The sequence below is a fragment of the Loigolactobacillus bifermentans DSM 20003 genome (assembly GCF_001434575.1).
Taxonomy (GTDB): Bacteria; Bacillota; Bacilli; order Lactobacillales; family Lactobacillaceae; genus Loigolactobacillus; species Loigolactobacillus bifermentans.
Window position 1 is genome coordinate 1 of sequence record NZ_AZDA01000018.1, and the last position, 21,292, is coordinate 21,292.

Here is a 21,292-nt window from a genome sequence, read left to right on the forward strand (position 1 = left end):
ATTACGTAAAACTGATAATTTGGCCAATCAATTTGATGCATATGCATAATTCAGGATAAGTGTTTGGCTATTTAGATTGTTGTTAGGACGCGTTTTGTTGATTGCATTAGCAGATTTTTGATAACGTTTAGCAATGACGGCCATACTTTTTTCATTATAGTTTTTTGGTTTTGTCATAACTTCGGAATCAACATTATTGATAAATGATAATAGTGGACCATTAGTAACAGCGCCAGACAAAGGATTCCAAAAGTCTCTTGAATCTTTGATTTTTGTAGCAAATCTATTTGAAATACTGTTAGCGTGATTTAATGTGAAAATACCACCGATCGTTAAACAACAAGGAACTAAGATTAAAATACGAAAATACCAAGGTAATCCTTTATCGCGCTTGAAGCGATGCTGTAGCCAAAAAGTTAGCCCAATGCCGATTATTAATACCGCAAGCAACATTAAAACGGATTTAATGCTAATCATACCAATGAGTGAATCGGCTTCCTTGTACATTGCCAAGTCGCTTGGTAAAAGTGGCTCATCACGAAGCATTGACTTTTGAGAGTTTGCAAAACCAAAAATAAGCAGAATGAAATATATAAGTCCGGTTGCATACCAAAAACGATTGAAAATACCAATCAATGCTAGGTAGAATACAAAAATAATACCTGCTGTTGTTAAACCAAAGATTGAGTGATATTTAAAAAACCAAGTAATTCCGGCCTTTACGTCACGAAATTGAAAAATTTGAAGTATAACAGTTAACAGTAAACTAGAACCTATAACAATCAAACTTCGGAGAATGAATTGTAGACGAGATGCTTTAATTACCAAAAAGATCATTCCTTTAATATTTGAATTAGAATGCTATTATTTTAACGCTTTCAGGCGAAAACAATGAAGTATTTTGTGTGCTTTTAGTTAATAATTAAATATTTGATAGGAAAATAGTTCGAATTTCATCAAAAGCAAAATCATGAATCCAATGAACATCAAAATCGTATACTTCATAAGGTGACAAATAAGAAGAACGTAATTTATAAATGAGAACAGGCTTATGTAGCTGAACAGCAGTTGTGATTTGCCAGCCCAACCAATAAGAATTGTCCATTGTTTGACTGCCAATTAAAACTAACAACGCATCGGAACCTTTTAAAGATTGATATGCAGTTTTAGGAATAGCTTGCTGGACTTCATCATCTGCTAAATGTTGGGATTGAAATGAAACTTGTGGGAAATTTGGATTTTTACTCCACTTTTTAAGAAGATATTGGTAGCCTTTCACTTCATCTTGATCGTCGTATAAACTCACTAATAATCTTTTTTGCATGGCTCGCTCCTGAAATTTAGATTCAGTCTTAATCGTATCATTAATTGATTACGAGTAGGACCAAATTGTTCGTTTTTCCAGAATTAATTCGGTGAATTTCTTACAATTTAATTAAATAGGTGCGGAAAACCAGGAAATTAATTGCTTCTGATTTAAAAATACCGTATTCTATGAATATTTAAATCACATGTTATAACACTTGAATTTTGGTTCTATGAGTGGTCAGCACATTGCGTCAACTTGTGTTTCATGGATTTTTTGGTTATAATTGTGCCTGTTGTAAGGATGGGTCGCTAGTGGCCCATAAATGTGACGGAATTTTTCCACTTTGCGTCACCGAGAGTATGGTTTTAACACCACTCTCTTGAGGAGGAAAGCAACAAATGGAAAAGAAAGAAATTGCTCCTTGGCGGACAACTCACGTTAGTCATACCACAGTGAGTCCACTTTTTGGAGAAAAACAAATGAATAAATCAATGTCCTATTTGATGACGAAACGCTTGATTGATATTGTTGTGTCACTATTGGCAATTGTGTGTCTAATTCCTGTTTTTGTTGTGATGTTTATTTTTTACCGCTTTGGTGAAAATAAAGGGCCAATGATTTATAAACAGGAGCGAATTGGTAAACATGGTCAGCCTTTTAAAATTTGGAAGTTTCGTTCGATGATTGTTAATGCAGATGAGAAATTAAAAGCTAACCCGGTACTTTACAAAAAATATGTTGAAAATAGCTATAAGCTGCCTGCGGAGGAAGATCCAAGAATCACTAAGTTTGGTCGCTTCATCAGAAAGACATCGATTGATGAATTACCACAATTTATCAATATTTTAAAAGGCGATATGGCTTTAGTTGGCCCACGCCCCGTTGTAAAAGATGAATTAAAAGAGTATGGCAATCAAGTGGATAAATTGTTATCCATGACACCAGGGGCGATGGGCTGGTGGCAAGCCAGTGGTCGAAGCAATATCGAATATCCAGAACGCTGTGATGTGGAGCTTTACTATATTGATCACGCCAGCTTAGGATTTGATATTAAAATCGTATTTTTGAATATTGTAAGTATTTTTAAACACACAGGTGCTTACTAAATAACATGAATGTATTGATAGTTAGAGCTGTCAGTACATTTTTCTTGTAATTAGGCATGAATGGGAGACATGATTGTGAATATCAAAATATTAGTGGCAGCACATAAGAATTACGTGATGCCCGCTGATCAAACATTGTATTTACCGGTTTTTGTCGGTAAAGCACTTCACCCTGACGTTAATCAGACGTTTCAAGGGGATAATACAGGGGATAATATTTCCGAAAAGAACAGCCATTACAATGAATTAACGGCTGTTTATTGGGCGTGGAAAAATTTAGATGCTGATGCAGTCGGATTGGTCCATTATCGCCGGTATTTAAGCAAAAGCGGCAAGAAGGATTTGAAACAGATCTTAAATCGTCAGCAAGCAGAAGCTTTATTAGCCGATCATGATATTATTTTGCCAACGAAGCGGCATTATTATATTGAAACAAACTATTCGCATTATGTTCATGCACATCATCATGCACCGCTCGATTTAGCTGAGAAAATCATTACACAGGATTATCCAGCTTACTCGGCTGCCTTTAAAACGGTAATGCAGCGTCGAAGCGCGCACATGTTTAATATGTTTGTGATGAAACGTCGACCGTTTAACGAGTATTGTCAGTGGCTGTTTGATATTTTAGGGAAAGTAGAACAGCAACTGGATATGACCGATTACAACACATATGAAGCACGGGTCTACGGCTTTATTAGCGAACGCTTATTGGATGTATGGTTACTACAAAATACACAGTATAAAACCTGTGAAGTACCATTTGTATTTATGGAGAAACAAAATTGGTTTAAAAAGGGTGGCACCTTTTTAAAACGTAAGCTGTTACCACAATATAAATAAGTGATGAAATAGGGGAAAGAGACATGGAAAAACAACTGACTTTTGGCGAGTTAATACATATTTTCTGGAAGAAACTGTACTTAATCATTATTTTGACTGTTATTGGCGGAGCTGCTGGTTTTGCGTGGTCGCGAATTAGTTATCATCCGGTTTATACAGCATCGACTTCTTTTATTGTTTTTCATAAAAATTCTAAGAAAATCGAGTCCGATCTGAAAGCAATCCCAACATACGAAAGTATTCTGACAAATCGCTCAACATTACGCTCCGTTCAGAAAAAGATGAATAAAGTTTCAGGGTATAAGGGCTCTGTTAGCACTTTGAGCAGTGGTATCACAACTGTAACAGCACCTAATTCCTTGATTATCAAGGTATCGGCTGATGCGCCATCAGCTAAAATAGCAGTTGCTATGGCAAATAATAGTGTGACTGTTTTTAAAACACGCATTAATCATGTTATAAATGCTGGAACAGTTCGTCAATTGGCAAAAGCTGATACTAGTAATGTTACCAAAACACCGACAAACAGTAAAAAGCAGTTGTTAATGGGTGCCATGATTGGTTTTGCTGTTAGTATTTTACTGGTATTGTTTCTTGAACGTAAACTTCTATTTGCGTAAGGCAATCTAAATAAAGCGATGGAAGGGGAGAGAGACCGGTGCCAGCGTTACTTTTACCTATTAGTCTTTTTGCGAAAACATTAAGCTATACTTTACCTGCAATAATGCAGTCATTACCCTTTTATATTTTTGTGCTTCTTTTTTGTATAAAATTTATGGAAAATAGGCGATCACTTTTAAATATTCCTATTAATTATAAAGTATCCTTGTGGATGAGTTTAATTCTACTAGCACAATTAATTGTAATTATTTTCAGCTACGCGACTGCTACTGATAAAAAACTTACAAGTGGTTTAACAACTGGTCCACTGAGTATTTTTATATTTTTTGGAAATATTATTTTAATATACTTTTTAGTTTACTTAGTGATAGATTCTGATAGTTCAGAAAAATTATTTTTTAAGTCACTAATGGTTACGTTTGTTATTTTCTTTGTGGTAGTTTTATTACCGCAAATTATTGCAACTTCATCAACAATATTAGATCCGCTAGTTAATTTCACTGGTCATCTTTTTGAATCCCATCACAAAGGGAGACAAACCTTTTATTTTAATGGTAGTTATACGACTTCATTAAGACGTGTAAATGGATTTGAACCAGAGGCTTCGTATTTAGCTGCACTTTTAGGAATTGTATTTATACCGCCTGTATTAGCTGCATTAAAAAATAAATTCAATTTATTTAAAGGAAAAGCCACGCAGCATATGACGTTTATGTGGTTGATCTTAGGAGTAATTCTCATTACTTTATTTTTTGCAAAAACTTCCACAGGATTTTTAGTTATCGGTTTAGTCGGATTGTGCTTATTTATTGTAGTACCTAGAAAATCAAGGGGATTATTATTTGGTAGTTATTTAGTGATTGTTTTTGGAATTTTATTTTTGTATATTGCTATTCCTGGTATTCATACGATGCTTAATCAGTATGTATTTGCTAAAAAGGGTACTGATAATCGTTTGGGTGGGACTATCGCTGCTATTAAGACGTTCTTACATTATCCGATTTTTGGAGTTGGGCTAGGATATACCAATCATTTCTTTATTGAATTTGTTCCTCAAGCAACGATCCATAATTGGGAATATCAACATGTATATTCTAAAATAGGATATCCATGGCTAACTGTTTTAGGTGGATCATTAGCAAGTTTTGGATTGTTTGGTATTTTACCATTAAGTGTTTTTTTAAGAAATAAAGTAAGAGATACAATAAGGCTAAAACGAAAACTGATTATGAAAACTAATGAGAGAGCTGTATTTTTGAGAACGGTTATAGATAGTTTTTATTTTTATTTATTATTTTTTGGAATTTTATCAATCTTTATCTTTTCTTGGCAGGATGAAATATATTTGTTGATGTTAATGGTCTATTTACAAGTTATCCGTCGGGCAAAAACAATAGATGGATAGCTTGGGATAATATTTCTATTTTTAATTAAGGATATTAGATTTATGATGAATTAAAAATATGTACTTAGAAATATAATTTGATTGCACAGTAAGAATTGGTGCTACTGTCAAATACGTTGCCACCTTATTGTATGAAAGTGGTAACGTATTTTTCTATAATATGGCAACTAAGTTATAAATTAACTTTAAGTAAATGTATAAGATGTCAAAATGAATGCTTTTGTTTTTTCAAGAACCTTATAAATAAATTAGCAGAGGTGTGTATCTCTGCTAATAGAATGTAGCTTTAATGAGGTGGAGTACATGAAAATATTAGTAGTTGTTAGAAGCTTAAAACAAGGTGTCGGAATTTCTGAATGGGTATCAAATTATTATTCAAGAATGGCTCAAAAAGATGATTTATCTATTGAACTTTTAACAGAAGAGGGAGATAGAAGTGTTAAAAGTGTTAAATTATCTTCAAAAATAAAAATAATAACAGTTCATGATATGAGGAAAGACCCAATAAAATACATGATTGACTGGTGGAAAATTTCGAGGAATGCTGAATCCGAGTATGACTATGTGCATATACATCTTGATAATTTTGTTCGCTTTTTCTATCTTATCTTATTACGGAAGAAGAAAAATATAATTTTACATTCACATAATTCATTCAACGATAAGATAAAAAACAGTCGTGTGAAATGGAGAATGCATAAATTTGGAATGTTTATTGTTAAAAACGGTAATTTTATACATTTTGCTTGCTCTGATTTGGCTGCCAATTGGCTTTTTGGGAGAAAAAAATATATACAAGTCAATAATGGAGTTGATCTAGCTAATTTTGAATTTAACAAAGTGGAACGAAAAAGGTACCGAGATGAATTGGATTTAAATAAATGTGAAGTTTATGGTCATATTGGGAGATTTGAGTTTCAAAAGAATCATGAAAGACTAATTAGAATATTTTCTAAGATACATGCACATAATTTCAAGACAAAATTACTTTTGATTGGAACTGGCCCTAATATGGGAGAGATTAAGCGCTTAGTTTCTGATTTGAACTTAGATGAGGCTGTTTTATTTTTGGGTCATCGTGATGATGTTGGAAAAATTTTAAACGCTATTGATTACATTATATTTCCTTCGAGATATGAAGGCCTTCCAATTTCGTTAGTTGAAGCTCAGGCTAATGGAATTCCAGTCTTTTATTCAGATACTATTACTAAAGAAATTGAATTGTTACCATCTTCCCAATCGTTTTCTTTGCAGGAAAATGATGATAAAATTGCTTACAAAATTTGTAAAGGGGAACCGTTAATTGATAGGGGGAGTGCCGTTGATGTTTTAAAGCGTAAAGGATACGATAGAGAGGATGTTATTGAAGGACTATATAAATTCTATCAAAATGGTTATTGGCCCGTGCAATAATTAAAAGTATATCAGTATTGTATGGTTCATGGTTAAGTACCTTTTAGTATCCTTATTATTTGATTTAGTTTTTATGAATGTGTGTATTTATAGTAATATGAAGAATGTATTTCCAAAAATTGAGGTAGGTTAATTTTGTGCAAAAAATTAAAAGTAAAATAAAACATAGCCCTTTATTAGGAAAATTATATCTAATGACAATGGGATTGGTTTTAAAAATTATGCAGTTGTTCATTCCGATTGATAACAAAAAAATAATTTTTTCGAGTTTTTCTGGTCGACAATTAAGCGATAGTCCTTACGTAATATATCAGCAGTTTTTACAGGATCCTGATTTTAAGGATTATGATATGGTTTGGGCATTTGTAGAGCCTCAGAATTTCCCTAAAATTCCTCCCGAATGTAAAGTTAAAATAGACACTTTTTCTTTTTGGAAACAGCTGTTAGAGTCGAAATTTTGGGTTTCTAATTCAAGCATAGAACGGCTTATACCAACTATTCACGGTAAACATATTTATATAAATACATGGCATGGTATTCCTTTAAAGCATTTAGGACCAGATGAAGGAAATTTGGAATTTCTCGTTAAGAATTGGTTTAAAACTGTTAACTTTGATCTTTTATATTGTAGTGGTAAGTATGATCAAAAAATTTTTAAACATATTTTTCCTAACACTCAGAATATACAGGTTTTAGGACTACCCAGGAATTTGGAACTGACTCATCAATTCTCAGAAACAAAACGAGAAAAAATGTTTCATAATTTGAATTTGAGTTTGGAAAAGGAAACAATTTTATATGCGCCGACTTTTAGAGAATATAGTGATGTAAATGGATTGAATGAATTTGCTTTACCATTCAGTAATCGATTTATTAATGAAATTACAAAGGATTTTAATGTATTGGTTCGAGGACACTATTTTGTTGAAAGTTTGGATGTTGAGAATGCATCGCAAAGAAAAATTATTAATGTGTCGGATTACAGTAATTTAAATGATTTATTTCAAATTTCAGATATTGTTATTAGCGACTATTCAAGCCTAATATTTGATTATTCACTTTTGAATAAAAGAATAGTTCTGTATTTAAACGATATAGAGGAGTACGAAAAATATAGAGGCTTTTATTTGAATCCAAAGCATTTAGATTTGCCTAAGGCCTATAATGAAGATGAATTAATTGAAAAAATATATAGCAGTAATGATGAAAAAGCGGTGAAGACATTAAATATTAAATTTAATGAATATTTCGATTCCAATTCTCAGTATCTTAAAAAATTCATAATAAACAAAAGCTAGTTTTTATTAGCTATTTTATTTAATAAACTTGTATTGAGGCTGAATAGTTATTCTTAATCAATTAAACGGAGGAAATTATGTCAAACTATGATTATCTAGTGGTTGGTGCTGGTCTTTTTGGTGCCACATTTGCTTATGAAGCTGCAAAACGTGGTAAGCGCGTTAAAGTGATTGAAAAAGAAGACCATATTGCAGGGCACATTTATACAAAAAATGTAGCAGGTATCAACGTTCATGAGTATGGTGCGCATATTTTTCATACTAGTAATAAAAATATTTGGGATTACGTTAATCAATTTGCTGAATTTAATCGGTACACTAATAGCCCAATTGCCAACTATAAAGGCGAAATCTACAACCTGCCGTTTAATATGAACACCTTCAATAAAATGTGGGGTGTGATCACACCGGCTGAAGCCTTGGCGAAAATCAATGAGCAACGGCAAGAAATGGCAGGCAAGGAACCGGCTAATTTAGAAGAGCAAGCGATTTCTCTCATTGGCCGGGATGTTTATGAAAAGTTAGTTAAAGGTTACACTGAAAAACAATGGGGGCAAAAAGCAACTGAATTACCTGCGTTCATTATTCGCCGCTTACCAGTGCGTTTAACCTATGATAATAACTACTTTAATGATACTTACCAAGGTATTCCAATTGGTGGCTACACGCAGATTGTGGATAAGATGCTGGCTTCTGATTTGATTGATGTTGAAACAGGTGTGGATTTCTTTGCGAACCGCGATCAATATTTGCAAGATTATCCAAAAGTGATCTTCACAGGGATGATTGATCAATTCTTCAACTATCAATTGGGGACGTTAGAATACCGCAGTTTACGGTTTGAAACTGAAATGTTGGATCAAGACAATTATCAAGGCAATGCCGTTGTAAACTACACAGATGCTGAAACACCATATACCCGAGTCATTGAACATAAGCATTTTGAATTTGGCAAAGGCAATGATTATCAGACGATTATTACCCGTGAGTATTCTAAGACTTGGGAAAAGGGCGATGAACCTTACTATCCAGTGAATAATGAGCGGAATAATGGCTTATTTGCACAATATAAAGACTTAGCCAAGCAACAATCTAACGTAATCTTTGGTGGACGTTTAGGCCAATATAAATACTATGACATGCATCAAGTCTTGCAAGCAGCTTTGAAAATTGTTAAACAAGAATTCAGTGATTAGTCTATGAAAGTTGTTAAAAACTATCTCTATAATGCGGGCTATCAGATTTTCTTACTGTTAGTACCCTTGATCACAACGCCCTACATTGCGCGTGTTTTAGGACCGCATGGGGTAGGAGTAAACGCCTATACGAATTCAATCATTCAGTACTTCGTTTTGATCGGTAGTATTGGGATTAATTTGTATGGGAATCGTGAAGTGGCGTATCATCGGGATGATAAACGTAAGCTAAGTCAAATCTTTTGGGAAATTGAGTTATTACGAATCGTTGCGATTATTGGCGCTTGTGCGGCGTTTCTGATTTTTATGATGTTGGCGCACAAGTATCACGTTTATATGTTAATGCAGTCGTTGCTCATTGTGGCGGCTGGGTTAGACATTTCTTGGTTCTTTATGGGAACTGAAGATTTTAGAACCACTGTTATGCGTAATACCATGGTGAAAGTACTATCTGTGATTTTGATTTTTATGTTTGTTAAATCAATTCATGACTTAGCGCTTTATATTTTGATTCTAAGCGGTTCTCAGCTGTTTGGGAATGTGACGTTGTGGCCATACTTGCGCAGTCGTGTGAATAAAGTCCCATTACGTGAGTTACATATTTGGCGTCATTTTCGACCAGCATTATTGTTATTTGTACCACAGGTTGCCACCCAAATTTATTTAGTTTTGAACAAGACAATGTTAGGGAGTATTTCAGGTGTCAACTCATCTGGTTTTTTTGATAATTCAGATAAGTTGATCAAAATGGTGCTGGCTATTGTCACAGCAACTGGGACGGTCATGTTACCCCGGGTGGCTAATACCTTTGCGAAAGGGAATATTAAGAAGGTCAATGCTTACTTGTACAGTACCTTCGATTTTGTAACCTGCATTTCAATTCCAATGTTTTTAGGATTGGCTGCGATTGCGCCTAAGTTTTCAACTTGGTTCTTTAGCGCCAAGTTCGCTGGCATTGACCAGCTAATTATGTGCGAGGCACCTGCAATCTTAATGATTGCCTGGAGCAATGCATTAGGAACCCAGTATTTATTGCCGACCAATCAGACCCGCTCGTATACCATTTCAGTAACCATTGGTGCGATTGTCAATTTAGTGTTGAATATTCCATTGATTATGATGTGGGGTGCCGTTGGTGCGGCCATTTCAACGGTTTTGTCAGAAGCCAGTGTGACGCTTTACCAGATTTATGTTGTGCGCAAGCAGGTTTCCATTAAAAATCTATTTAGTGACATTTGGAAGTATATTATTTCAGGATTGGCAATGTTTATGGCAGTCTATGCATTAAATCTAAAGCTCGAATTTAACATTAAAACTTTAATTTTAGAAGTGGCGTTAGGTGTTATTATTTATGTAATTGGTGTTTGCGTATTGCAGGCCAGAATTTTAAAACAATTTCGTCATTTTATTGGCAAATAAGGAGAGAATTCTTTTGAAAACAGTCATTACCTATGGTACTTTTGATTTATTACACTGGGGCCATGTGCGCCTTTTAGAACGTGCAAGTAAATTAGGTGATAAGCTGATTGTTGGCTTATCGACAGATGAATTTAATGCCATTAAACACAAAGAAGCTTATCATAGCTTTGAACACCGTAAGTATATTTTGGAAGCCATTCGTTACGTCGATCTGGTCATTCCTGAAGAAAATTGGGAACAGAAGATTAATGATGTTAAAAAATACGATGTCGATACATTTGTGATGGGTGATGATTGGCGCGGTCAATTTGATTTTTTGAAGGAGTACTGTGAGGTTATTTATTTACCACGAACTGAAGGTATCTCAACTACAAAAATTAGAACGGATTTAAGATTATGATTCTAATCAGTAGTATGTAAAATGGCTTTATTCCAATTTGGTGTGAAGCCATTTTGTGTGTAATCTTAATAAAAATTTTGGAGGTTTCCCTTTTGAACAAGTATGTCATTAATATTCTACAACCAAATAGTTATAATGCGATGTCTAAGGCAAAAGATGATGTGAATCATTTTTTGAATGAATTAAATTTTCAGTCTATAAATGTTAGAAAATTCAAAAATAAATTTGAAAAATTTGCTAAAACAAGGCTTGTTATTGATAAAAAATTTGGATTTTTACAGCAGGGGGATATTCTGTTAATGCAATTTCCAACATATCTTGGTAGACGTTTTGAACGTAAATTAATAACTCGTTTGAAACAACGTCATGTAAAACTACTTGTTTTAGTACATGATTTGGACATATTGCGTTTTTCTAATAAAGATGGGTCGCATATACCAACGCTAAAAATGGATGTGGAAGATTTAAATGAATATGATGTCGTTATTTCTTCAAATTCAAAAATGACAGAACTTCTCCAAAAAAATGGATTAAAACGGCCAGTTGTTGATTTAGAAATTTTCGATTATTATTATTCGAAACCTGTATCGAAATTACCAAAATTTGAAACAACACTAAACTTTGCAGGAAACTTAAAAAAATCTGAATTTCTGTATGATTTTTCGGATACACTCCAAACCAAACTGCGTTTATTTGGTTTATATGATAAGTCTCTTAAACTGCCCAAACAGAGTGAATATTGTGGAATCTTTACCCCAGAAGATCTCATAATACATTTAGACCGGGGATTTGGATTGGTTTGGGATGGGTTAAGTTCAAAAGCAATCGAAGGAAAGCTGGGTAATTATTTAAAATATAATAATCCGCATAAAACATCTTTATATTTGGCTTCTGGATTGCCGATTGTTATGTGGTCTGGAGCGGCCTTGAGTAGCTTTATTAGTGAAAATCATATAGGTATATTGATTGAGTCACTAGATGATATTGATCAAGTTTTAGAAAAGATTAGTGAACCTGATTATATAATGATGGCCCGAAATGCTCAAAAATTGAGTGAGAAAATTACGAGTGGTTATTTTGTGAAAAATGCTGTTAATGCTGCGCTAAGTAAGATTTGAAATAACGACTGTTAAATTAGTATTTTTCTCTGTTAATACGAAAAACAGCTTTCAATCAAACTGTTTTAATATCATATGTAGTAGGCTACATAGAAATAGGCGCTAGTTAGATATTATTGTACAAAAATAGCCTGAATCGGCTATATTTTAGCTACCCCTAACTATGGAAGTGAGGTCGATGCTAGATTATGTTAAGTGTCATCAAAATGCTATTAAATTTCAATCACCATTAAACCGATGGATCACTTCTCTAAAGCAGTTATAACAATGTTTCATCCCAAGTTCAATTCGTTTTAGACTAAATATTAAACAGGCTAGATTATCAGACATCACTATACTGGCAAGTTGAATTGGGAATGGCTAATCAACGATGATTTTATTGCTTTCTGATTAGCTTTGGCTTTCAGAATATTCTCGTTTTAGCCGTGTTTGTGCACGTATGAATCAACTTTTCCAATTGATTCGGGTTGGCCTAATTCAAACAATGATGCTAAAGTCAAGTTATACCATCATTGATAGTTTTCCAATGTCGCTTTGCCAAGACATCCGCAATCGTCGTGCTAAGTTGTTCAAATCTAATGCTGATATTGGTTATAATGCGACCAAAAAAATATAGTATTACGGTTTTAAAGGCAGCTTTGATACAATAAATCAGGGTGTTGCAGTCGCGTATACAATTACGGCCTCATCAAAGCACGATATCAAGATAGTCTCTACATTAATTAACCAATATTCATGTACTCATGGTTTGGGTGATGTTGTCTATTTATGCAAAGACTTGCATCGGCGATTGGCTAAAAGTGGAATTGATTTTTGGACACCAAAACAAAAAAATATGAAATAACCCAAAGTGGATCAACGCTTGTAAAGTGTCAATACCGCTATATAGAGACAGTTTTTTAATGGATCGGTTGTTTTGATCTTGAGCATAATCGCGCCAGATCATTGGTCGGTTTCCAAACGAGAATTGAACAATATTTGTTTGTCGATACCTATTTTAGAATTAACTAGCGACACGCGTAGTATGTATATAATTCATATTAATAAAGGATATTAAGGTGTAGGGAGTGTTTCATAGATGATGAAAGGCCATAAAAGGGAGTATTTAATAATTGGTTTAATAACATTTCTAATGCCGGTTGTTATTTTGTGCGTTATATTTGCATATTCTGAAATAGTACCTTTTGGAAATAACAGTTTGATTGTTAATGATTTTAATAATCAATATCTTAGCTACTTTATTTATTTAAAACATAACTTTTTTAGTATTCATAATTTATTCTATTCATATTCATTGAGTTTAGGTGGCAATTTCTTTGGTATTACAACATATTATTTATTAAGTCCTTTTAATTTATTATTTATTATTTTTCCAGTAAATGAGTTTCCGATTGTCATAACAATTATGACAATTATAAAAATTAGTTGTTTAGCAGTTACGATGTACCTTTATCTAGGGTACCTTTTAGTGAAATATCGACGAAATATGCAGTTATCATTGCAAAAATACGATATTAGAATGACTGGTTTACTTGCGGTTAGTTTTTCGTTGATGTCTTTTGTGATTAACTATAAATCTAATATAATGTGGCTTGATTCAATAATACTATTACCACTGATCATGTTAGGATTAGAGCAAATTTTAGATAGTAAAAGACCGTATTTGTATATTGTCACATTATCTTTTTCAATTATTTTAAATTATTATATTGGCTTTATTTTGTGTCTATTTACGGGACTGTTTTTTATCTACAGACTATCTCTTTTCGAGTTTAAAAAAGATAATTTGAAAAAATTATCTGAAAAGATATTTAATTTTGTTGTCGCAAGCAGTATAAGTGGCGCTCTATCTGCTTTTATTTTACTACCGAGTTTTGAATCAGTTCGTTTAAACGGCGCGGTTCCTTACTCATTCAGTGATCAACTGCGTTTTTCGCCATTAGATATATTACCAATGGTTTTCAGTAACGTTACAGTTGATACTGCAAAAGGCGGCTTACCAAGTATTAGCTGTGGATTGTTAGTTGTTATACTATTAGGACTTTATTTTCTCAAAAGCAAAATAACAATCCGTGAGAGAATGACTTCATTTATTTTTTTAATATTACTTGTATTTTCACAATCTGTTTTGGGTACTTATTTAATTTGGCACGGTCTGACTGCACCAAACGGATTTCCAGATCGTAATGCATTTATTTTTTCATTTATTTTTGTTTACTTAGCTTTTCGTGCTTGGTGTTACCATGAAACATGGTCATCTAGAACTTTGAGCCAGTTACTTGTAGCATACATTTTGGGAATGCTGGTATTATTTAAAACATATAGTAATTTGATAACATTCCATGCATTGGTATTTGATTTAGTTTTAGGTGGTTTGATAATTGGAAGTCTTTATTTGTTGCAAAATAGGTCATACAGATCCATTTTTTTGTGTTTGATGATTGCTTGCACATTTGACATTACACTTAATGCGTATCATTGGCAAAAAATGACGCATAGAAGCTTGGCAGTTAGTCAATTTAATCGGTATTATTCATCTACTCAAGGTATTATAAATAAATTAAAATCGAAAGATACTACATTTTATCGATTGGGTACGACATTTATGCGGGCTGATACTGATCCATTAATGTTTGGTTATGTAGGACTTAGTAATTATAATTCAGCAGATAATACCAATAACGTTCAGTTTTTAAATAAGGTTGGATATTTCCAAAAATATTCTTATTGGCGATGGATGAATTATAATAATGGTGCAACACTTGGTATGGATAGTTTACTGGGTATTAAATATTTAGTAACAAGCAATAATAAATGTTTTAATCAAAATTTCGATCAGGGTATGTCTGATATGGGGGCACGTAATGAAATAAATGCTACTTCAGTATGGCAGCAAAATAAATTGGGAGATAATACGCAATATCAAGTTTATAAAAATCCACTGGCTTTAGGTCTGGTAAGTTTAGTGAGTTCGAAAGTAACGAATGCAAATATTGTAGGGAATGATAATGTTTTTCAAATCCAAAATAGCATCTTTGATGCTTTGAATCATAAAAATAATCGTATCTATCAGTCGAATCAAGTTATTCGTAAGGGGAAAAATAATTATCAAATAGTTATTCATCATCCGGGTGATGCCTATGCTTATCTACCTGCTGAAAACTGGGCAATTATAGGCTCTACGAGTACACAAGCTATTTTATCAGTGGATGGTAAAACGATTAGTTATGGAAATCAGGCTGAAAATGGCATTGTTCGTTTAGGTAACTTTAAAAAAGGACAAAAGGTGAACTTAAGAATACGGCCACAAGATAATAAAAACCAGAAACAATTTAATTTGATTTATCAAAAGCAACCTATTGTTCAAAGCGAGAATAAAAATCGATTAACTCGAGTACTTACACAGATGAAAAATACAGCACCCGTTACATCAATTTCAGGAACAAAGATTAGTTTTAAAGTGGATGGTTCAAAGCAAAAAGCTGCTTTATTGACAATTCCATATGATGCTAGTTGGCATGCGGTAAGTAATGGACAAAATGTTAAGTTGAAAAAGAGTTTTAATAACTTATTAACAGTACCGTTAAAATCGGGAAGACAAAAAATAACATTATCATTTTCACCGTTAGGCTTAAAGAAAGGATTGGTAATTTCATTTGGAGGCTGTTTAGGTTTAATCATATTTGGTATCTATGATGAAAAAAAACGTCATTATTTTAAAGAGGGATAAGCGCATGACTAAAACAATTTCATTAATTGTACCTTGTTACAATGAAGAACAAACCATACCATTATTTTATGATGCACTTGAGAAAACCAAATCGGCATTACGTGGTTACAGGTTAGAGTATCTTTTTATAAACGATGGATCTAAGGACGATACTTTGAGCGAATTACGTAATTTGCAGCAATCTCATCCGAACGATGTACATTATCTATCATTTTCAAGAAATTTCGGTAAAGAAGCAGCGTTATATGCAGGACTTCAAAATGCTTCAGGTAACTATATTGCAGTTATGGACGTTGATTTACAAGATCCGCCAGAACAATTACCGAATATGTTGGCAGGAATTGAAGATGAAGGTTATGACATTGTGGGGACGCGACGCGTTGATAGAAAAGGTGAGCCACCTGTTCGGTCATTCTTTTCTAATTTATTTTATAAGCTCATCAATCGTATTTCAAGTACACAAATGATTAGTGGTGTTCGTGATTATCGCTTAATGACGCGTCAGGTTGTTGACGCTATTTTAGAAATGAGTGAATATAACCGTTTTTCTAAGGGTATTTTTAGTTGGGTAGGATTTAAAACAAAATATTTGACCTATCAAAATCGTGATCGTGTTGCCGGAAATACATCATGGTCGTTTTGGAAATTATTCAAATACTCTTTAGATGGTATAGTGGCATTTTCTGAAGCGCCGTTAGCTATTGCATCATTTGTAGGTTTAACTTCTTTCTTAGTTTCAATAGCGGCAATGTTTTACATTATTTTACGAAAATTATTAATTGGTGGCAGTGTTAATGGTTGGGCCTCAATGGTTTCCATTTTACTAATGATTGGTGGTTTACAATTACTATGTTTAGGGATTGTAGGACGTTATATCGGCAATATTTATTTAGAAGTTAAACAACGACCAATTTACATTATTAAAGAGAAAAAATAGTAAATGGGGAGTAACTAGGGGCGGATCCCTAAACTATTTTAATAAAATTATGATCGTACAAATGTGTACGGTCGCTAAAAAGCTGGTAAGCCAGATTTTTAGCGTGTTGCGAACCAGCTAAAGTTCTTTATTTGATTTTGGTGGAAATAGGTTCCTTGGGCTAAATTGTTTCAAGTAAATCAGGCGCTATGATACTGTCATGTGTTTGACCACCAGAAAGTGAGAACTTGAGCGGATTTCCTAATTCATCCACTAGTGTATGCACTTTTGTCGTAAGCCCGTCACGACTTCTCCCTATGAATTGATTGTTTTCTGTGTTAACGTATTTTTTTACGCCAGTCGCTTTTTGATGGACATGGATACTGGTTGAATCCAAACTGATATTTTTCATATCTGGATTTTTAGCAAGTTCTTCAAGTATTTTAAGAAAAAGGTCAGTATCCGACCAACGCCGAAAACGACCGTCGATTGCTTTCCAGTGTCTGTAACGCTTAGGAATGTGTGTCAAGCCGCACCACTTAGAATACCGTTAAAGACAGTTCACTTGTCGATAGTGGTAGGTTGGATAATACGGTAAGCTGGAAATATTGGTTTAATATGCTTTTACCGTTTATCGGCCAATTCATAGCGCTTTGGTATAGTCATGATAAACTTCGATCCGTTTTTGATGAGGTATATTAAAAATTAATGTTTAGGAATAGACTCTAATTGGATATAATTTAATAGCAGATAAACCGTATTCAGCATAACATTGAGCTGAACAAAAGGCCGTGTATAAAGCGGATACCGAAATATTTAATAAAAGTCTTGAATTCATACCGATTTTTAGGGGGAAAGAGTTGAAAAAACAATATTTTTCAAAAAATAAGTCTATTTATCTTATATTTTTATGTATGGCTATTGTATATATATCGGGACCGTTACATTCTGGCGTTATTTTAGTAGGAAGTGACCGTATTTTTCATTTATATAGAATGGAAGAAGTCTATTTAAGTCTTAAAGCAGGTCACTGGGTACCTTGGATATCAACACATATGATAACTAGTGTTGGACAAGCTACGAATATGTATTATCCATGGGGCAATATCGTACCATATGCTTTAATCAGAATTGTAATTAAGAAACCAATTCTTGCATTTTATCTTTACATGCTGTTGATGCAATTTTTGGGATTATCATTTGCTTATTATTCAGCACGTAAAATCGGTAGTCAGCAACGACATGCATTTATATTCGCTATTCTGTTACGTTTTTCAGCTTATATAATGCATAATGATTTTGCTAGGGTAGATATCGGTGAAGCGTGGGCATTGATTTTTGTTCCGTTAGTTTTTGCTGGGTTAGTATTAATCACATTGAAGTCACAATATTTAGAGGGAATGTTTCTTTTATCATTTGGACTTGCTGGTATATTATATAGCCATTTATTGACGACACTGTTGACTGTTTTTGTATTATGCCTAGTTTATTTATTAACATGGAATGCACAGCAGCATAAAAAAGTAATACTGGGTTATATTTCATTAAGTGCAATTGTTTTTCTCGTACTAACAGCTGCATTTTTAGTGCCGTTTATAATATCAACCTTACAAAATAAGACAATTTTACCGCCAGCTGGTGATCTTTCGAACTATAAGTTAAGCTTTGATCAGCTTGTATCTTGGTCATTAGGTAATTCGTTGCAGATGAATCAGCCTAATATTGGTATATGGTTAATTCTGACTGCTTTTTTTGGAATAATTGGATTTAAACGTAATTCAATTTTTATGAAAGGCACTTATTTATGTGGCATATTACTATTGGTAATGTCATCGAACCTCTTTCCGTGGCGGTTATTCCGTAATACACCAGTAAAAATGATTCAGTTTCCATGGCGATTATTATCAATGTCAATTATTTTTTTAGCATATTTTTCGGCTAAAAAAATTGTTGAATTGGATAGAATTGAAGTGGTATTCGTAACTTTATTGGTATTAATTATTTCGATTGGGGCTTTTCAACAGTATCGAAGCACTCAAGATGATCGTTGGGCTGCCAGTACTAGTCAAATGACTATTCATCCATGGGGATACTTGTTTAATGACAAAAACTATAAATTAGGCGTGTCTCGTTCACAGTATACTGACTATCTTCCAGCATCGGCCAAATCAAGTGAAAAAGATACATTTAAAAAATACGCTTTTATTGATGATAAGAAAGTAAAATTACGAACTGATCAGATAAAGTCTAGTTATCAGTCACAGACTTTTCATTTACAGTTGCAAGCGGATCAGCAAAAGATTGTTTTACCATTTTATATTTATCACGTACCAGATTATCAGTTATCGGTGAATGGTAAAAAAGAAAAAGTGATGGTCAACGCAAATGCATTACCGGTAGTTCATGCTCATCATCGACGGAACTTAAAGATAACGATAAAGTTTGTAACACCTAAATCGTACGTGTTAGCCCAATTTGTATCAATTATCGGAGGTATTACAGTGCTTTGTTACTATAGTTTGCAGCGTTATGGTCTTCGAAAAAAAATGTAATAAAAAATGGTAGAAATAAACTCAAAAAAAGTTTATCCTACCATTTTTTAACGTTTCCGAAAAATAAACACCTTACTAAACACATAATTCGCTACGATCACAACAACATTGTCTACAACCTTCACAACGATTGCGTTTTGTTTGAGCAGTGAGACGCCGATCCACATGATGACGAGTTCCATGACCAGGGAAAGCAAGCGGAAAAAGAAAAAGGAACTCATTTCAGTGAAGAAGGCTTTAAGGCCAGTGGTATGTGAGCTGAACACCCACAGCTTATTGGTAATGTAGGCGAATAAAACGGAGAGGAACCAGGCGATGACGGTTTCGACTTGGTAGTTCCAAGCTGTGAGCAGTTGTAAAGCCGCGAAAACGCCAATGTTGATTACGGTGGTTAAGACGCCGAAAAAGAGGTAACTGATCACGCGGTAATACTGTTTGAAAAGTTTAATCATAAGTGCCATCCTTGTATTGAGTTAGTTTGATTATAGCACGGCCAAATTTTGAATGAAAATGCGTTTTGAAAGGAACCACATATGTCAATTTTATTAGGTTTAAAAGGGAGTACGGATCCCGTCCAATTAGCGGACCGCTTACGGTATCGTCCTGATGTTTATGAATTTTTTCTAAATGAGCAAGATTTTACGGCAACGGGGTTACAGCGTTTGAGAGCTGCCATTGCACAGGTGCAGCAGGTGACGCCACGAATCGTGCTGCATCAACCCATGCGCTATCAAGGGCAGTTTACGGAGCTGATCACTCGAGAGCAGGCTTATCCTGACCTGTATCGGTTTATTTGGCGCAGTACCTATCATTTATTGAATATTGCAGCGACAATGGGGGTCCAGGTCTTGATCCACGGGGCCTATGCCCGTCAAACAGCGCAGCAGATTGCGACTTATCCTGATTTTGCCACGGCGCAAGCAACGCTATTTCAGCGCTTGGATACTTTAAAGCGAATCGGGGGCAAGCGGGTGATGTTTGAAAACTCAATGCATCCGTTGTTCTCATACAGTGTGCCGGCGTTTAACCAGCAGTTGCTGCAGCACCATTACCGCTTGGCGTTTGACACCAGTCACTGTTTTATTGGGGCAAACGGCGATCAGCAAACCTTGCAACAGGCTTTAATGCAATTGGCGCCACAGGTGGTACATTATCATTTAGTAGATTCCTTTGGAAAAACCCATGATAGTTTGCCCTTGGGACATGGCAAAATAAATTGGTCTAGTGTCTTGCCACGTCTGAATCCCCGTGCTAGCTACATTTACGAGATCAATTTGGTAGACCAAAACAGGTGTCGTGAACAAATTGCCAGCTACCGTTACTTGCAATCCGTGGCATTACAAATGGGGATTCACTAAGAAATTTCTAAGAGTTAACTTAGAGTGGCACATAGAGGTTGCAGCCTAACATGGATGTGTTATCTTAGTCTCAATGATTATTAGTGTTCACATCAAGAAAGGAAGTTTTTATCATGTTAGCCCCCGAAGAAACTGTTTCTGATTACGCCTTATTTCAACAGTTTAAACAATTCATCCGTAACCATCGGGCTGAAGTTGTTGCTGCAGCAAGCTTGGAAAATTATGTTCATTCCCATCGCCCAAAGCTCCACATTTTAGCGCATTCCGAATGTATTCCTGCACGTTATAAGCGTGTTCTTCGCCAATTAACGCCAGATGATTTTAAAGCTTTAGAACAACAACTACATGATTAAGTATTTCTAGACGAACAAGGTGTGGCTTGTTCGTTGCAATGAAAACACATCGTGCATGGCATGGTGTGTTTTTTGTCGGGTTAAAAAGCGACTTTTTGATGGTAGCTTATGATAAGATTCGTTTTAGTGTTAAATGCTGTTAAACCAGCATTTAGATTGTGTTTTAAATAAAAATTAAAATACCCTGTAAATGTCAGCTAATTGCTTGACCCAAAATAGGGAACGCGTTAGATTAAACGTGACAAAACAAATTGA

19 protein-coding genes and 1 pseudogene are annotated in these 21,292 nt (G+C 34.2%); 16 read left to right on the top strand and 4 right to left on the bottom strand.

From position 1 onward, the window contains the following. Positions 1 to 27: 27 nt before the first annotated feature. Positions 28 to 828 (bottom strand): hypothetical protein, encoded by an 801-nt coding sequence (locus FC07_RS03335; RefSeq protein ID WP_057903708.1) that lies wholly within the window; start codon positions 826 to 828, stop codon positions 28 to 30. A gap of 94 nt (positions 829 to 922) precedes the next feature. Next, the gene (locus tag FC07_RS03340) at positions 923 to 1,324 is read right to left on the bottom strand and encodes a TIR domain-containing protein (RefSeq protein ID WP_083483183.1); all 402 of its coding nucleotides are present in this window, start codon (positions 1,322 to 1,324) and stop codon (positions 923 to 925) included. A 464-nt stretch (positions 1,325 to 1,788) separates the two neighbouring features. Between FC07_RS03340 and FC07_RS03345 the strand changes: the two genes are divergently transcribed. The 13 genes and pseudogenes from FC07_RS03345 (at position 1,789) to FC07_RS03400 (ending at position 16,795) form a co-directional block, all read left to right on the top strand. After that, complete coding sequence (locus FC07_RS03345; protein ID WP_235807448.1) at positions 1,789 to 2,415, top strand: sugar transferase; 627 nt, start codon at positions 1,789 to 1,791, stop codon at positions 2,413 to 2,415. 75 nt (positions 2,416 to 2,490) lie between these two features. Next, the gene (locus FC07_RS03350; RefSeq protein WP_057903711.1) at positions 2,491 to 3,258 is read left to right on the top strand and encodes a DUF4422 domain-containing protein; all 768 of its coding nucleotides are present in this window, start codon (positions 2,491 to 2,493) and stop codon (positions 3,256 to 3,258) included. A gap of 23 nt (positions 3,259 to 3,281) precedes the next feature. Continuing rightward, complete coding sequence (locus tag FC07_RS03355; RefSeq protein WP_057903712.1) at positions 3,282 to 3,878, top strand: YveK family protein; 597 nt, start codon at positions 3,282 to 3,284, stop codon at positions 3,876 to 3,878. A gap of 38 nt (positions 3,879 to 3,916) precedes the next feature. Continuing rightward, entirely contained in the window at positions 3,917 to 5,284 is a 1,368-nt protein-coding gene (locus FC07_RS03360; RefSeq protein WP_057903713.1) for an O-antigen ligase family protein, read from the top strand. Positions 5,285 to 5,587: 303 nt separating this feature from the next. Further along, a complete protein-coding gene (locus tag FC07_RS03365) occupies positions 5,588 to 6,697 on the top strand; it encodes a glycosyltransferase (protein WP_057903714.1) in 1,110 nt (369 codons plus the stop codon). Between the two features lie 137 nt (positions 6,698 to 6,834). Beyond that, a complete protein-coding gene (locus FC07_RS03370) occupies positions 6,835 to 7,995 on the top strand; it encodes a CDP-glycerol glycerophosphotransferase family protein (protein ID WP_057903715.1) in 1,161 nt (386 codons plus the stop codon). Positions 7,996 to 8,072: 77 nt separating this feature from the next. Next, positions 8,073 to 9,191, top strand: a complete 1,119-nt coding sequence (gene glf / locus FC07_RS03375; RefSeq protein ID WP_057903716.1) for a UDP-galactopyranose mutase — start codon at positions 8,073 to 8,075, stop codon at positions 9,189 to 9,191. A gap of 3 nt (positions 9,192 to 9,194) precedes the next feature. Then, positions 9,195 to 10,610 (top strand): flippase, encoded by a 1,416-nt coding sequence (locus FC07_RS03380; protein ID WP_057903717.1) that lies wholly within the window; start codon positions 9,195 to 9,197, stop codon positions 10,608 to 10,610. A 13-nt stretch (positions 10,611 to 10,623) separates the two neighbouring features. Beyond that, positions 10,624 to 11,010 (top strand): glycerol-3-phosphate cytidylyltransferase, encoded by a 387-nt coding sequence (gene tagD, locus FC07_RS03385; RefSeq protein ID WP_057903718.1) that lies wholly within the window; start codon positions 10,624 to 10,626, stop codon positions 11,008 to 11,010. A gap of 92 nt (positions 11,011 to 11,102) precedes the next feature. Then, positions 11,103 to 12,128, top strand: a complete 1,026-nt coding sequence (locus FC07_RS03390; protein ID WP_057903719.1) for a glycosyltransferase — start codon at positions 11,103 to 11,105, stop codon at positions 12,126 to 12,128. Positions 12,129 to 12,306: 178 nt separating this feature from the next. After that, positions 12,307 to 13,139 (top strand): annotated as a pseudogene (locus tag FC07_RS16380) (IS982 family transposase). Positions 13,140 to 13,206: 67 nt separating this feature from the next. Then, on the top strand, positions 13,207 to 15,858 hold the full coding sequence (locus FC07_RS03395) for a YfhO family protein (protein WP_057903720.1): 2,652 nt from the start codon (positions 13,207 to 13,209) through the stop codon (positions 15,856 to 15,858). Positions 15,859 to 15,862: 4 nt separating this feature from the next. After that, the gene (locus FC07_RS03400) at positions 15,863 to 16,795 is read left to right on the top strand and encodes a glycosyltransferase family 2 protein (protein WP_057903721.1); all 933 of its coding nucleotides are present in this window, start codon (positions 15,863 to 15,865) and stop codon (positions 16,793 to 16,795) included. A 160-nt stretch (positions 16,796 to 16,955) separates the two neighbouring features. Here the strand turns inward: FC07_RS03400 and FC07_RS03405 are convergent, their stop codons facing one another. Continuing rightward, complete coding sequence (locus FC07_RS03405; protein WP_057903722.1) at positions 16,956 to 17,303, bottom strand: IS5/IS1182 family transposase; 348 nt, start codon at positions 17,301 to 17,303, stop codon at positions 16,956 to 16,958. Positions 17,304 to 17,634: 331 nt separating this feature from the next. On the opposite strand from FC07_RS03405, the gene FC07_RS03410 reads away from it, so the two are divergent. Then, complete coding sequence (locus FC07_RS03410) at positions 17,635 to 19,326, top strand: glycosyltransferase family protein (RefSeq protein WP_155797849.1); 1,692 nt, start codon at positions 17,635 to 17,637, stop codon at positions 19,324 to 19,326. A gap of 47 nt (positions 19,327 to 19,373) precedes the next feature. Here FC07_RS03410 and FC07_RS03415 read toward each other — a convergent pair whose 3' ends face one another. Then, the gene (locus FC07_RS03415; RefSeq protein WP_191981080.1) at positions 19,374 to 19,778 is read right to left on the bottom strand and encodes a GtrA family protein; all 405 of its coding nucleotides are present in this window, start codon (positions 19,776 to 19,778) and stop codon (positions 19,374 to 19,376) included. Between the two features lie 81 nt (positions 19,779 to 19,859). Between FC07_RS03415 and FC07_RS03420 the strand changes: the two genes are divergently transcribed. After that, positions 19,860 to 20,684, top strand: a complete 825-nt coding sequence (locus FC07_RS03420; RefSeq protein ID WP_057903725.1) for a sugar phosphate isomerase/epimerase family protein — start codon at positions 19,860 to 19,862, stop codon at positions 20,682 to 20,684. Between the two features lie 113 nt (positions 20,685 to 20,797). After that, a complete protein-coding gene (locus tag FC07_RS03425) occupies positions 20,798 to 21,037 on the top strand; it encodes a hypothetical protein (RefSeq protein WP_057903726.1) in 240 nt (79 codons plus the stop codon). Positions 21,038 to 21,292: the final 255 nt, after the last annotated feature.